The sequence below is a fragment of the Sphingomonas sp. Leaf412 genome (assembly GCF_001425405.1).
Lineage (GTDB): Bacteria > Pseudomonadota > Alphaproteobacteria > Sphingomonadales > Sphingomonadaceae > Sphingomonas.
This window is the reverse complement of sequence record NZ_LMQP01000003.1, coordinates 833,999-846,817: the sequence shown is the minus strand read 5'-3', so window position 1 is coordinate 846,817 and position 12,819 is coordinate 833,999. Positions and strand designations below refer to the sequence as shown.

Annotated in this window: 15 protein-coding genes; 1 reads left to right on the top strand and 14 read right to left on the bottom strand. The window is 70.5% G+C overall.

What is annotated here, in order from left to right:
* Positions 1 to 34: 34 nt before the first annotated feature.
* The 6 genes from ftsH to ASG29_RS11200 form a co-directional block, all read right to left on the bottom strand.
* Positions 35 to 2,026 (bottom strand): ATP-dependent zinc metalloprotease FtsH, encoded by a 1,992-nt coding sequence (gene ftsH / locus ASG29_RS11225; RefSeq protein ID WP_235532879.1) that lies wholly within the window; start codon positions 2,024 to 2,026, stop codon positions 35 to 37.
* 64 nt (positions 2,027 to 2,090) lie between these two features.
* Positions 2,091 to 3,074, bottom strand: a complete 984-nt coding sequence (tilS, locus tag ASG29_RS11220) for a tRNA lysidine(34) synthetase TilS (protein WP_235532878.1) — start codon at positions 3,072 to 3,074, stop codon at positions 2,091 to 2,093.
* Between the two features lie 28 nt (positions 3,075 to 3,102).
* Positions 3,103 to 3,984 (bottom strand): tetratricopeptide repeat protein, encoded by an 882-nt coding sequence (locus tag ASG29_RS11215; protein WP_055983764.1) that lies wholly within the window; start codon positions 3,982 to 3,984, stop codon positions 3,103 to 3,105.
* 76 nt (positions 3,985 to 4,060) lie between these two features.
* Positions 4,061 to 4,867, bottom strand: a complete 807-nt coding sequence (locus ASG29_RS11210) for a helix-turn-helix domain-containing protein (RefSeq protein WP_162242964.1) — start codon at positions 4,865 to 4,867, stop codon at positions 4,061 to 4,063.
* 172 nt (positions 4,868 to 5,039) lie between these two features.
* On the bottom strand, positions 5,040 to 7,307 hold the full coding sequence (ptsP, locus tag ASG29_RS11205; RefSeq protein ID WP_055985478.1) for a phosphoenolpyruvate--protein phosphotransferase: 2,268 nt from the start codon (positions 7,305 to 7,307) through the stop codon (positions 5,040 to 5,042).
* Positions 7,308 to 7,357: 50 nt separating this feature from the next.
* Complete coding sequence (locus ASG29_RS11200; protein WP_055983761.1) at positions 7,358 to 7,564, bottom strand: hypothetical protein; 207 nt, start codon at positions 7,562 to 7,564, stop codon at positions 7,358 to 7,360.
* Positions 7,565 to 7,681: 117 nt separating this feature from the next.
* Here ASG29_RS11200 and ASG29_RS11195 point away from each other — a divergent pair, with 117 nt between their 5' ends.
* Positions 7,682 to 8,134 carry a TM2 domain-containing protein gene (locus ASG29_RS11195; RefSeq protein WP_055983757.1) on the top strand — a complete coding sequence of 151 codons (453 nt, stop codon included), beginning with the start codon at positions 7,682 to 7,684 and terminating at the stop codon, positions 8,132 to 8,134.
* 86 nt (positions 8,135 to 8,220) lie between these two features.
* On the opposite strand, the gene ruvB is transcribed toward ASG29_RS11195, so the two are convergent.
* From ruvB to ASG29_RS11155, 8 genes are read right to left on the bottom strand one after another with little or no spacing between them, the layout of a single operon-like run.
* On the bottom strand, positions 8,221 to 9,243 hold the full coding sequence (ruvB, locus tag ASG29_RS11190; protein ID WP_055983754.1) for a Holliday junction branch migration DNA helicase RuvB: 1,023 nt from the start codon (positions 9,241 to 9,243) through the stop codon (positions 8,221 to 8,223).
* Entirely contained in the window at positions 9,240 to 9,542 is a 303-nt protein-coding gene (locus ASG29_RS11185; RefSeq protein ID WP_055983751.1) for a type II toxin-antitoxin system RelE/ParE family toxin, read from the bottom strand. Before ASG29_RS11185 ends, ruvB begins: the two co-directional genes overlap by 4 nt.
* Positions 9,535 to 9,777, bottom strand: a complete 243-nt coding sequence (locus ASG29_RS16750; protein WP_156457982.1) for a type II toxin-antitoxin system ParD family antitoxin — start codon at positions 9,775 to 9,777, stop codon at positions 9,535 to 9,537. The genes ASG29_RS11185 and ASG29_RS16750 overlap by 8 nt, the downstream gene beginning before the upstream one ends.
* 44 nt (positions 9,778 to 9,821) lie before the next feature.
* Positions 9,822 to 10,538 (bottom strand): haloacid dehalogenase type II, encoded by a 717-nt coding sequence (locus ASG29_RS11175; protein ID WP_055983746.1) that lies wholly within the window; start codon positions 10,536 to 10,538, stop codon positions 9,822 to 9,824.
* Positions 10,535 to 11,281, bottom strand: a complete 747-nt coding sequence (locus ASG29_RS11170; protein WP_055983743.1) for a ParA family protein — start codon at positions 11,279 to 11,281, stop codon at positions 10,535 to 10,537. Before ASG29_RS11170 ends, ASG29_RS11175 begins: the two co-directional genes overlap by 4 nt.
* Entirely contained in the window at positions 11,278 to 11,874 is a 597-nt protein-coding gene (ruvA, locus tag ASG29_RS11165) for a Holliday junction branch migration protein RuvA (protein WP_055983740.1), read from the bottom strand. The genes ASG29_RS11170 and ruvA overlap by 4 nt, the downstream gene beginning before the upstream one ends.
* A gap of 9 nt (positions 11,875 to 11,883) precedes the next feature.
* Positions 11,884 to 12,369 (bottom strand): crossover junction endodeoxyribonuclease RuvC, encoded by a 486-nt coding sequence (gene ruvC, locus ASG29_RS11160; protein WP_055983737.1) that lies wholly within the window; start codon positions 12,367 to 12,369, stop codon positions 11,884 to 11,886.
* Complete coding sequence (locus ASG29_RS11155) at positions 12,366 to 12,788, bottom strand: endonuclease domain-containing protein (RefSeq protein WP_055983734.1); 423 nt, start codon at positions 12,786 to 12,788, stop codon at positions 12,366 to 12,368. The genes ruvC and ASG29_RS11155 overlap by 4 nt, the downstream gene beginning before the upstream one ends.
* Positions 12,789 to 12,819 lie beyond the last annotated feature (31 nt).

Genomic DNA, 12,819 nt, shown 5'->3' with positions numbered 1-12,819 from the left:
AAAGGCCCCGGCATCGCTGCCGGGGCCTGTCGCCTCACGCCCCCGCGGGGGAGGGATTGCCGAACGGCCCGCTGGGCCGCTTCGTCTTCGGGATCGAGGTTCCCGCCGCCGGCACGGTGCTGGGCTTCGGGCCCCGCTCGAGCCGGTCGATCTCCTCGCCCGCGATCAGCTTCTTGATCTCGTCGCCCGACAGCGTCTCGAACTCCAGCAGCGCGCCGGCCAAGCCGTGGAGCTGGTCGATATGCTCGGTCAGGACATGCTTCGCGCGACGCAGGCCGCCCTCGACGATATCCTTGATCTCCGCATCGATCAGCTTCGCGGTTTCGTTCGACATGTGCGTCGGCTGCGACGACGAATAGCCGAGGAAGCTCTCCCCCTCCGGCTGCGCATAGTCGACCGGGCCGACCTTGTCCGACATGCCCCATTTGGTGACCATGTCGCGGGCAAGGCCGGTGGCGTACTGGATGTCGCCCGACGCGCCGCTCGACACCTTGTCGTAGCCGAAGATGATCTCCTCAGCCACGCGGCCACCCATCGCGACCGCGAGGTTCGCGTACATCTTGTCGCGGTGGTAGCTATAGCTGTCACGCTCGGGCAGGCGCATCACCATGCCCAGCGCACGGCCGCGCGGAATGATCGTCGCCTTATGGATCGGGTCCGACGCAGGCTCGTGCATCGCGACGACGGCGTGACCGGCCTCGTGATAGGCGGTCATGCGCTTCTCGTCCTCGGTCATTACCATCGAGCGGCGTTCCGCGCCCATCATGACCTTGTCCTTGGCTTCCTCGAACTCCGCGCTGGCGACCAGACGCTTGCCCTTGCGCGCCGCGGTCAGCGCCGCCTCGTTCACCAGATTGGCGAGGTCCGCGCCGGAGAAGCCCGGCGTGCCGCGCGCGATGACTCGGGCGTCGACGTCGGGCGCCAAAGGCACCTTCTTCATGTGCACTTCCAGGATCTTCACGCGCCCGTCGATGTCGGGACGCGGCACGACGACCTGGCGGTCGAAGCGGCCGGGACGCAGCAATGCGGGATCGAGCACGTCGGGGCGGTTGGTCGCCGCGACGATGATGATCCCCTCATTCGCCTCGAACCCGTCCATTTCGACCAGCAACTGGTTCAGCGTCTGCTCGCGCTCGTCGTTGCCATTGCCCAAGCCCGCGCCGCGATGGCGGCCGACCGCGTCGATTTCGTCGATGAAGACGATGCACGGCGCGCTCTTCTTCGCCTGTTCGAACATGTCGCGCACGCGGCTGGCGCCGACGCCGACGAACATCTCGACGAAGTCGGAGCCCGAAATGGTGAAGAACGGCACGCCCGCCTCACCCGCGATCGCGCGGGCGAGCAGGGTCTTGCCGGTGCCGGGCGAACCGACGAGCAAAGCGCCCTTCGGAATCTTGCCGCCCAGGCGCGCGAACTTCGACGGGTCCTTCAGGAACTCGACGACTTCCTCCAGCTCCTCGCGCGCCTCGTCGATGCCCGCGACGTCGGCGAAGGTGACCTTGCCTTCCTTCTGCGTCAGCATCTTCGCCCGCGATTTGCCGAAGCCCATCGCCCCGCCCGCACCGCCGCCCTTCTGCATCTGGCGCAGGACGAAGAACGCGATGCCGAGGAACAGCAGGAACGGCAGCGACTGGTAGAGCAGGACCATCCAGATCGACGGGCTTTCCTCCGGCTTGCCGGCGACTTCCACGTTCGCCTTGCGCAGGCGGTCCATCAGGCCCGAATCCTGCACCGGATAGGTGCGGAACTTGTCGCCGCTGGACAACGTCCCCGAAATCATGTCGCGGCTGACGTTGACGTCCTTGACCGTGCCCTCGTCCACCTTGTCGAGGAAGGCGGAATAGGCGATCGTGTTGCCCGTCGCGGTCGTCGACTTGCCGTCGAAGACGGTGACGACCAGCGCCAGCGCGAAGAGGATGCCGACCCAGATCAGCAGGCTTTTCAGCCACGGGTTGCCCCCGCCGCCGCCGTTATTGTCCCCGCCGGAATTTGGGCCGGAATTACCGGGCCGATCCTTGTCGCTCATGAAGGTCCTTTCGTCGGGGCCAATGTAGGCGCGGATCGGTTAATGGCAATCCAACGCGCGTCGTTCAGTGTGATCGACGCGGTGGCGCCGCGCGGAACGTCCATCCCGTCGGTAGCGGGGTCACCTTTACCCCGCCCTGAACGGCGCCGACGCCGCGCGCGAGCGCATCGAGCAGCGGTTCGACGTTGCTCGCTTCGGAAAAAGGGGGAAGCACGATCGCCAGGGACCGCCGCGATTCGATCAGCGCGCGGCGCAGCAGGCGGCGGCGCATCTCGCGCGGCAGGTCGGCCACGTCCATCCCGCGGTCCGGGCCGTGCCAGCGGTCGGACCACAGGATGTCCGCGTGGTACCGCAAGGCTTCCTCCGCATCGCCGAGGAACGCCGCCGACGCCGCGAGCGCGGCCGGATCGAGCGTGGGCGTCGCAATTAGCGACGCGCGGATGCGGGTGCGGTCGTGGCGGACGTCCGTGTTCGACGGATCGTCGACGAAGCCGAGGCCGCTTCCCTCCGCGATGACGCGCAATTCTTCCCGCCGCCAATCGAGCAGCGGGCGCAGGATCGGCGTGCCGCCCGCCCAGCGGACGGCGCGAATGCCCGCCAGCCCGGCGAGACCGGAGGCGCGGTTGAGCCGCATCAGGAGCGTCTCCGCCTGATCGTCGGCGTGGTGTGCGGTCAGCAGCGGGCGACCCGCGGCCCAGGCGACCAGCGCGGCATAGCGCGCCTCCCGCGCCTGCCGCTGGAGGCTGGCGCCGGCGATGGGCTTGTCGGGGACCAGCGTGGCGTGCGGGATGCCAAGCGTGGCGCAGGCGGCGGCGACCATCGCCGCCTCGCCCGCCGATCCGTCGCGCAGGCGGTGATCGAACGTCGCGGCGGCGATGCGGCCGGGGAAGGCGGCGTGCGCGAGCGCGAGCATCGCCATGCTGTCCGGGCCGCCCGACACGGCGAGGGCATAGCCGGTGTCGTCGGTGGCGCTCGAGCCGTCGAGGGCGCGCGAGACGATGGCCATCGTCCCGGCGCGGAAACGATCGGACTGCGAGGAAATGGTCACCCGTCTCCTCGAGTCCCCGCATCCTGCCCTACGAACACTTCGCCCCGGTCCGCGCGCGCGCGACATTGGTCTTCATCGCGGGGCTGATCTTGTCGCCGTATACGTCGATCAATTCGCCGTAGACCTTGCAGGCGTCCGCAGGCTTGTCGAGCTTCAGCAATGCGCTGCCGAGATAATACAGGCTCTCGGGCGCGCGCTCCCCATCGGGATATTTCTTGTAATTGTCGTAGAAGGCAATCGAGGCGAGGCTGGGCTTGTTGTCGTCCAGATAGGTGCGGCCCAGCAGGTTCTGCGCGAAGCTGGCGCGGCGATGTTTGGGATGGTCGGCGACGACCTTCTTCAGCTGCGTCGCCGCATCCGCGTAGCGCTTCGCCGCCCACAGGCGGTATCCGAAGGTATAGTCGTCCTCCGCCGCGTCGCCCGTCGACGGCCGTTCGACCCCGCCGCCCGCGATCGGGGTCGTGGCGACGGGCGTCGTGGCGCCGGCGGGGCGCGGGGCGGTCGGGACCGTCACGTCGCTTTCGACCGCGGTCGCGGCGGGCGGCGCGGACTGGAAGCGCGCATCGGTCGCGGTCTTGTACGCGACGAACTGCTCCTCCAGCTGCCGCAGGCGATATTGCGCCTGTTCGATCTGCCCGGTCATCCCCGCCATCTGCTGTTCCAGCGACGAGACGCGCGCGGTCAGATCCGCGATCGGCGTGGTCGCGGGCGTACCCGCCGGGGTGGCGACGTCGGGCACGGGCGAGATATCGGGCGAGACGGTCGCGCCCGCGCCGCCGGGAAACACCTTGCGCTGCACCGCGCGCATCTCGCTTTCCAGCTTCCCCACGCGCCCGTCGAGCCCCGATTGCGCCTCGACCGGTGCGGCCAGCACCATCGCCGCACCAGCGGCAAGCATCCATTTCTGCATCACGTCACCCACCCCCGAGCATCATCGATCGTGCCCGTCCCTCGTTACCGGCGCCGCCTGTCGCCACGATGTACGATCAACGCGCCGGCGACGCCGCCGCCGACGGCGATGCACCCGGCGTCGCACCAGGGGCGACCAGCGGCTCGGCCCGGGCCGGGCCGCGGGCGCGCAGCGCGTCGGGCGTCAGGCTGACGTCCTTGATCGCGCGGCGCCCGTCGCCCAGCGCGGCCACCGCCTGCCCGCCGACCGTGATCGTCAATTTGTCCGGCCGCCCGACGTTGATCTGCGGCGATTGCGCGCCCGCCGGAATCGCGAACCGCTCGCCCGGCTTCATCGTGCCCAGGTACAGGGTCTGGTCCGCACCGTCGTAGATCCGCATCCACACCTCGTCGGTCGCGGTCAGCACGACCTGGTTCGTCGCGGCGGCGGGGCTCGGCACGGCGGCGGGGGCCGCGGCAGGCGTCGCCGCGGCGACCGCCTGCGTCGTTTCGGGCGCCCCCATGCCGGTCCCGCGGAACACGCCGGTCGCGAAGTACAGCCCGCCCAGCACCAGCACGGCCAGCGCGACTCCCAGCGCGACGATCACCATGCCGCGCGACGGCGCGCGCGCGGGGTCCGCGATCTCCTCGATCCGGTGCTGGCGGACCGGGCCGCTGCCCGCGGCGACCATCGCGCGGATGTCGTGCCCGATCTCCGCCTGGTCCAGCCCCACGGCGCGCGCGTGCGCACGGGCGAAACCGGAGGCGTAGGTGGAGGAGGGAAGCAGATCCAGGCGGTCGGCCTCGATCGCCTCCAGAAAGCGCTGCGTCACCCGGGTACGCTGCGCCAGGTCGGCCATCGACATGCCCTGCGCCTCCCGCGCGGCGCGCAGACGCGCACCCACGGATCGCGGAGCATTCCGCACGTCCTCGGGAACGCCGTCGCCGTGCTCACCGTCGTTCATTCCATTCTCCGCGCGCCCCGGTAGATGCCCGGTCTTTCAAAGCGCCGCACTCGTGTCAACCGAACCCGTTCGCGGCCCGACGCATCGTCGCGCCGCCTTGGCGACACGGCCGCTACGCCAGTTCGACGCCGTGATCCGCCGCCCATGTCGCCAGCGCCCCACGCATGTCGCGCGGCGGCGCCCGCAACAGGTCCGTCATGAACGCGGTCAGCGCCGCGCGGTCCAGCGTCCGCAGCATCGCCTTGATCGGACCGACCGCGGCGGGGGTGATCGACAGGCGGTCGATCCCGATCCCGATCAGCGCCATCGCCTCCAGCGGGCGGCCGCCCATCTCCCCGCACACCGCGATCGGCACGCCCGCGTCGCGCGCCGGGCCGACCACGCCGTGCAGGAAGCGCAGGATCGAACAGGACAGCCAGTCGTACCGCTCCGCCAGCTTCGGATTGGCGCGGTCCGCGGCGAACAGGAATTGCGTCAGGTCGTTGGTCCCCACCGACAGGAACTGCACGTTGGGGAGCAGCAGGTCGAGCTGGTACGCCAGGCTCGGCACCTCCAGCATCGCGCCGTAGCGCACCTCCGCGGGCAATCGCTTGCCCCGCCCCGCCAGCCAGGCGCGCTGCTTCTCGAACAGGGCCTTGGCCTCGTCGAACTCCCACGCCTCGCTGACCATCGGGAACATGACGTTCAGCGTCCGCCCCGCGCCGGCCTCCAGCAGCGCGCGCGCCTGCGCCTTCATCAATCCGTCGCGTTCGAGCGCGAGGCGCAGCGCGCGCCAGCCCATCGCGGGATTCTCCTCCTCCACCCCGTGGTCGAGGTACGGCAACGCCTTGTCCCCGCCGATGTCGACGGTGCGGAAGACGACGGGGCGATCGCCCGCGGCGTCCAGCACCTCCTTGTACAACCGCTGCTGCCGCTCGCGCTGCGGCAGGGTCGCCGACACCAGGAACTGGAATTCGGTGCGGAACAGCCCGATCCCGTCCGCGCCGGTCAGGTCGAGCGCGGCGACGTCGTCGCGCAGGCCGGCGTTGACCATCACGGTCACGCGGTGGCCGTCCTTCGTTTCCGGCGCCACGTCGCGCAGCGCGGCATAGGCGGCCTTGCGCTTCTGCCGCGCGATCAGGTTGGCGTCGAACGCCTCCTCCATCGACGCCGACGGGCGGACCAGCACCGACCCTTCCGTCACGTCCAGCAGCAGCAGGTCGCCCTCCCCGATCAGGCGTCGCACGTCGCGCACGCGGCCCAGCACGGGCACGCCCATCGCCCGCGCCACGATCGTGACGTGCGCGGTGAGCGACCCTTCCTCCAGGATCACGCCCTTCAACCGGCGGCGGTCGTATTCGAGCAATTCGGCCGGGCCCAGGTTCCGCGCGACCAGGATCGTATCCTGCCGCAGCCCCATCTGCGCCGCGGTGCCCATCTGGCCGCTGACGATGCGCAGCAGGCGGTTGGCCAGATCCTCCAGGTCGTGCATCCGGTCCGCCAGCAGCGGATCGTCGATCTGCCGCATCCGCTGGCGCGTCCGCTGCTGCACGCGCTCGATCGCGGCCTCCGCGGTCAGGCCGCTGTCGATCGCCTCGTTGATGCGGCGCGCCCAGCCCTCGTCGTAGGCGAACATCTTGTAGGTGGCGATGACCTCCTGATGCTCGTCGCCCACGCCGAATTCGGCCTCGCGCGCGATGCGGTCGATCTGCTCGCGCATCTTGTCGAACGCGGCGTAGACGCGGTGGCGTTCGGCCTCGATATCCTCCGCCACGGTATGTTCGATGACGATGCGCGGCTGGTGGAACACGGCGCAGCCCGCCGCCATGCCGTCGACCAGCTTCTGCCCCGAGATGCGGATCGACGCGGTCGACTGGACCCGGTCCTTCGGCCCGCCCGCGTCGATCAGGCCGGCATTGGCGATCAGTTCGGACAGCACCATCGCGACGGTCTGCAACGCCTCGATCTCGACATCGGCATATTTGCGCGGGTCCGCATGCTGGACCGCCAGCACGCCCACCGACCGTTCGCGGCGGATGATCGGGACGCCCGCGAAGCTGTGATAGCGATCCTCGCCCGTTTCCGGCTTGTACGCGAAATCGGGATGCGACGCGGCCTCGTCCAGATTCAGGATCTCGCCATGCTGCGCGATCGTGCCGACGAGGCCCTCGCCCAGCGCCAGCTTCGTGACGTGGACAGCCTCCAGCGCCAGCCCGCGCGTCGCGAACAATTCCAGCACGCCTTCGCGAAGCAGGTAGATCGAGCAGACCTCGCTATCCAGCGCCTCCCCGATGATGTCGACCACGGCGTTCAGCTTCGCCTGCGCCGGACGGCGCGCGGCCATCACGTCGTGCAGGTTGACGAGGATTTCGCGGGCGGAGGCGACGGCGGATAGCGGCATGGCCATGGGCTACCAGAGGCGGCCCATGGGTGCCACGTTCCATTTTTCCGTCAGCGCCGGCGGGGAAACAGCAGCGCCGCGATCCCGAACGCCAGCGCGCCCGCGCCCGCGGCGGCGCCCGCGATACGCCCGATGGGCAGGCGGCGACGCGCGGTCGCCGTCACGGGCGGCGGGGGCGGCGGCGCGGGCGGATGCGGCGGCTCCTTGATCGGATAGGGGGACTGGTTGCCCGGGGGGACCGGCGGTTCGTGGCTCATGATGATCCTTTCGTTCGGGCGCCCAACGTGCGCGGCGGACGTCCGCTCCACGACGGCATTGCAATTCGCCGCGACGCCCGTGACATAGCCGCGAGACGAAACGGCGGGACGCGGCGGATGCGGGGACAGGTGCTGGGGGTGGATGCGCGGACGGGCGCGGGGCTGGTCGCGGGCGACGACGGGCACCGCTACACCTTCGGCCCCGCCGACTGGGCGCAGCGCGGCGAACCCGCCGTCGGCCAGACGGTCGATTTCGAGACCGATGACCGGCGTGCGCTGAACATCTTCCCGCTGCCCGTCGCGGCGACGGCTGCCGCGGTGCCCGCTCCGGTCGCGCCGGCGCCGCGCAAGGGCGACCGGAGCCGCATCGTCGCGGCGCTATTGGCCTTCTTCATCGGGACTTTGGGCATCCACCGCTTCTATCTCGGCCGCAACGGATCGGGCGTGGTGATGCTGCTGCTCAGCCTGTCGGTGTTCGGCCTGGTGGTATCGGGGCCGTGGGCGCTGATCGATACGGTCCGCTACCTGTTGATGTCCGACAACGAATTCGACCGGCGCTATCCGAAGTAACCGCTCGTCATTGCGAGCGGAGCGAAGCAATCCAGGGCGTCGCGCGGAACACTGGATTGCTTCGCTACGCTCGCAATGACGGTGAATCAGTCGAACAGGCCGTCCTGCGACCCCGCGGGGGGATTGAGGCCGAGGTGCTTCCACCCGCCCGCGTTCAGGCACCGTCCGCGCGCGGTGCGCGCGATCAGTCCGAGCTGGATCAGGTACGGCTCGATCACTTCCTCCACCGTGTCGCGCGGTTCGCTGAGCCCCGCGGCCAATGTCTCCACGCCCACCGGCCCGCCGCGATAGATGTCCGCGATCATCGTCAGGTAGCGCCGGTCCATCGCGTCCAGCCCCAGCGCGTCGACCTCCAGCCGGTTCAGCGCGCGATCCGCGGCGGTCGCGTCGACCTCCAGCACGCCCGCGACGTTGGCGAAGTCGCGCACCCGCCGCAGCAGCCGACCCGCGATCCGCGGCGTGCCACGTGCGCGCCGCGCGATCTCCGCCGCGCCATCCGGCGCGACGTGCAGGCCGAGCAGCCCCGCCGCGCGGATCACCACCCTTTCCAGTTCGGGCACGGTGTAGAATTGCAGCCGCACCGGGATCCCGAACCGGTCGCGCAGCGGCGTCGTCAGCAGGCCCTGCCGCGTGGTGGCACCGACCAAGGTGAAGCGCGGCAGGTCGATCCGGACCGAGCGCGCGGACGGCCCCTCCCCGATCATCAGGTCGAGGGCGCGATCCTCCATCGCGGGGTACAGCACCTCCTCCACCGCGGGTTGGAGCCGGTGGATCTCGTCGATGAACAGGACGTCGCCGTCTTCCAGATTGGTGAGCAGCGCGGCGAGATCGCCCGATTTGGCGATGACGGGGCCGGACGTGGCGCGGAAACCGACGCCCATCTCGCGCGCGACGATCTGCGCCAGCGTGGTCTTGCCCAAGCCGGGGGGGCCGAAGAACAGGACATGGTCGAGCGCGTCGCCGCGCGCCTTCGCGGCCTGGATGAAGACGCGCAGATTCTCGCGCGCGGCCTGCTGTCCTACGAAATCGTCGAGGCTTTTCGGACGGAGCGCGGCGTCGACGTCGTCGGGTCGGCGGGCGGGGGTGAGGAGGCGGTCGGTGTCGGTCATTCGTCGTCCGTCAGGTCGAGCCGCGCGTCGCGGGCAGCATGGATCACGCGAACGATCTCCACCTCACCGTGGACCAGCCGGTAGAGGATACGATGCGGGCGCCGCGTGATCGATCGGATCCCCTCGCCATATTCGGGTCGTGCCTGTCCGGCCAGCGGCTGGTCGCGCAGCAGATCGAACGCCCGCCCGAGCGATCCCAGATGGCGAAGCGTCGCCGCCGGTCCGAACCGTTCCTCGCCGACGACGCGGATCTCGTCCAGGTCGCCGCCGGCCAGGCGACTGATCCGTAGCCTAGCCACGCGGGATGCGGGCCATGACCTCCGCGAGAACGTCACCGGCATCGCGCTCGTCGACGCCGGACGCCAGTCCCTCGGCGACCAGCGCACGGATGCGCGCGACCTCCTCCCCGGCGGCACGATCGCGGCGCATCAGGTCGCGGACGTAATCGGCGACGTCCGCATACTCCCCATCCGACAGGCGTACCTCCACCCATTGCTGGAGCGCGGGCGGGATCGAGATGGTCAGGTCGCTCATGCCGTCGATATACGGCGGCGGCGCTCGTTCGTCACGTGCGGCGCTCAGCATTCGAGCACGTCCGCCAGCGCGGTCAGCGAGCCGGCATGAAAGTCCCAGTCCTGCGCCTGGTCCGCGTCGGGCGCGGGGGCGCCGCCATATTCCATCGGGCGGTGGACGAACGCGGTCCGCAACCCGCAGGCGCGCGCCGCGGCCAGATCGGCATGGTGCGCCGCCACGAGGCACAGGTCGCCGGGCGCGACCGCCAGCGCCTCCGCCGTGCGCAGATACGCCTCGGGCGCGGGCTTGAACGCGCGCGCGAATTCGGCGCCGAGGATCGCATCCCATTCCAGCCCCGCGCGGCGCGCCATCGCGACCATCAGCGCGACATTGCCGTTCGACAGCGTCACGACCGGAAACCGCCGCCGCAGCCGCGCCAGCCCCGCGCCCGAATCGGGCCACGGATCGAGCCGGTGCCACGCACGCGACCAGTCGTCGATCAGCGCCGGATCGAGCGCCGCGACATCGACGTCGCGCGCGCCGAGCAGGTCGACCAGCATCTCGCGATGCAAGACGTCGAGGACGACGAACGGGCGCCGCCCCTCTCCCACCATCGCCATCGCGGGCAGGTATCGCCGCCGCCACGCGTCCGCGAAATCGGCGGGGTCGAGGTCGTCGCGCCCGATCCGCGCCAGGAACCCGGCGGATTCGCGCGCGATGCTGCTGCGCCAGTCGACGACGGTGCCGAAGACGTCGAAGGCGAGCGCCTTCGGCGCGGTCATGCCCGTTCCCCCGTCGCCAGCGCGCTTTCGAGCCGTTGCCATAGCGCGGCGACCGCCTCGACCCCAACCGATCCGCGCGGCGCGAAGGCGCCCAGGGGGGCGCGCCGTTCCGTCATCGCCTCGAACGCGCTGGCCATCGGGATCGCGGGCCAGCCGGGATGCTGCGCCAGCGCGTCGCGATGGATCGCGCGGCGGCGGTCGACCATGGAGAAGACGGGCGCGAGCACCACCTTCGGCCCCTTGCGCCGGGCCACGTGCGCGGTGATCGTGTCGAGCGCGCGGCGCGACAGCGCGCTGGGGATGACGGGGACGACGACGAGGTCGGCGGCGCGCATGACCTGGTCCGACGTGTCGGTCAGCCCGGGCGGGCAGTCGATGACGATCCGGTCGTAATCCTGCGCCAGTTCCTCGACCATCCGCGCCAGCCGCCGCTTCTTGTCCAGTTCGTGGAAGGCAAGGTCCAGCCCGCGCAGCGACGCGTCGGCGGGCAGCAGGTCGAGCCGCTCCACGGCGGTTGGCAGGATCAGCTTGCGCGGATCAACCTCGCGCCGGATCGCCGCCTCCGCCTCGCGCCCCGCGACGTCGTGGCCCAGGATCCACGTCGCCGCGGCCTGCGCGTCCAGATCCCACAACAACGTCCGCCGCGACGACAGCGCCGCGGAGGCCCAGGCGATGTTGACCGCCAGCGTGGTCTTCCCGACGCCGCCCTTCAGGCTGTAGACCGCGACCGTCCGCGCGCTCATTTCGTCGCCTTCCGCAACGCCAGCCGCACCAGCGCGTCCAGCGTCGCGCCCGCGCCCAGCTCGTCCTCCGCCGCCTGTACCGCGGCCGCGGCCTCCGCGGGGCGGAAGCCCAGGTTCAGCAGCGCGGACGCCGCGTCTGCCGCGGCGCCGACGGGCATCGCCTGCGCCGCGGCGGCGGGGCCGAGCGCCATGCCGCCGACCTTGTCCTTCAGCTCGCGCACGATGCGTTCGGCCAGCTTCGGGCCGACGCCGTTGGCGCGCGCGACCATCGCCTTGTCCTGCGCGCCCACCGCGCGCGACAGGTCGACGGGTTCCAGCACCGACAGGATCGCCAGCGCGACGCGGGCGCCGACTCCCTGCACGCCGGTCAGCAGCCGGAACCAGTCGCGCTCCGCCACATTGGCGAAGCCGACGAGGCGGATGAAATCCTCCCCCACCAGCATTTCGGTGTGCACCACGCACGCCTCCCCCACCGCGCCCAGCGCGGCGAGCGTGCGCGACGAGGCGCCGACGAGGTAACCGACGCCCGCGACCTCGACCACCGCGTGGTCGCTGCCGGTTTCCGCCACTATCCCCTTCAGCCGTGCGATCATCCCGCCTGCCTAGCCCAGCCGGCGCGCGCTCGCCAGATGATGCGCGTGGGTGATCGCGACGGCCAGCGCGTCGGCGGCGTCGGGTCCGGCGATCGCGATGCCCGGCAGCAGGCGCGCGACCATGGCATGGACTTGCGCCTTGTCCGCGGTGCCGGTGCCCACGACCGCCTTCTTCACCAGCCGCGGGGCATATTCGCCCGGTTCGATTCCCGCGCGCGCGACCGCCAGCAGGACGACGCCGCGCGCCTGACCCAGTTTCAGCGTGGATTGCGGGTTGGCATTGACGAACACCTCCTCCACCGCCGCCGCAGCGGGCGCATGATCGGCGATGATCGCGGCGAGCATGGTGTCGAGATGCGCCAGGCGGCGGGCGAGGCTTTCCGCGGGGGCGGTCTTCACCTGTCCGTTGGCGAGGTGGCGGAGGCGGTTTCCCTCCGCATGGATGACGCCCCAGCCGGTGGTGCCGAGGCCGGGGTCGAGGCCGAGGACGATCATTGGGGTGGGTCGCTTTCGACTCCCCCACCCCCGACCCCTCCCCTGAAGGGGAGGGGAGCTTTTTGGTCTAGCCCCTCCCCTTCAGGGGAGGGGTTGGGGTGGGGGCCGGACCAGCGGTCGGGTTGAGCTTGAAGCGCGGTTGCGATCGTAGCCAGGACGGCGTCCATGTTCTCGCGGACGTCCAGGTTCGTGAAGCGGATGACGCGGAAGCCCTGTGACTGGAAATGGCGGTCGCGCTTGGCGTCCCTGTCAGGATCATGCGTGTCCCCGTCGACCTCCACGACCAGCCCCTTTGCCGGGCAAAAAAAGTCGCAGATATACGGCGCGATTACGTGCTGACGGCGGAATTTGTGGCCGAGTTGGGATGCGGATAAGCACCGCCACAAACGCTTTTCCCACTCGGTAGGATTGCGGCGCATATCATGCGCACGCCCCTGCAATAGGGACTCG

What these genes read in the sequence shown, in the direction of transcription:
- ASG29_RS11215 (WP_055983764.1), bottom strand. Translation starts at nt 3,984, where the DNA reads ATGCAGAAATGGATGCTTGCCGCTGGTGCGGCGATGGTGCTGGCCGCA.
- ptsP (WP_055985478.1), bottom strand. Translation starts at nt 7,307, where the DNA reads ATGCCGCTATCCGCCGTCGCCTCCGCCCGCGAAATCCTCGTCAACCTG.
- ASG29_RS11155 (WP_055983734.1), bottom strand. Translation starts at nt 12,788, where the DNA reads ATGCGCCGCAATCCTACCGAGTGGGAAAAGCGTTTGTGGCGGTGCTTA.
- ruvB (WP_055983754.1), bottom strand. Translation starts at nt 9,243, where the DNA reads ATGACCGACACCGACCGCCTCCTCACCCCCGCCCGCCGACCCGACGAC.
- ftsH (WP_235532879.1), bottom strand. Translation starts at nt 2,026, where the DNA reads ATGAGCGACAAGGATCGGCCCGGTAATTCCGGCCCAAATTCCGGCGGG.
- ASG29_RS11200 (WP_055983761.1), bottom strand. Translation starts at nt 7,564, where the DNA reads ATGAGCCACGAACCGCCGGTCCCCCCGGGCAACCAGTCCCCCTATCCG.
- ASG29_RS11170 (WP_055983743.1), bottom strand. Translation starts at nt 11,281, where the DNA reads ATGAGCGCGCGGACGGTCGCGGTCTACAGCCTGAAGGGCGGCGTCGGG.
- ruvA (WP_055983740.1), bottom strand. Translation starts at nt 11,874, where the DNA reads ATGATCGCACGGCTGAAGGGGATAGTGGCGGAAACCGGCAGCGACCAC.
- ruvC (WP_055983737.1), bottom strand. Translation starts at nt 12,369, where the DNA reads ATGATCGTCCTCGGCCTCGACCCCGGCCTCGGCACCACCGGCTGGGGC.
- ASG29_RS11195 (WP_055983757.1), top strand. Translation starts at nt 7,682, where the DNA reads ATGCGGGGACAGGTGCTGGGGGTGGATGCGCGGACGGGCGCGGGGCTG.
- ASG29_RS11175 (WP_055983746.1), bottom strand. Translation starts at nt 10,538, where the DNA reads ATGACCGCGCCGAAGGCGCTCGCCTTCGACGTCTTCGGCACCGTCGTC.
- ASG29_RS16750 (WP_156457982.1), bottom strand. Translation starts at nt 9,777, where the DNA reads ATGAGCGACCTGACCATCTCGATCCCGCCCGCGCTCCAGCAATGGGTG.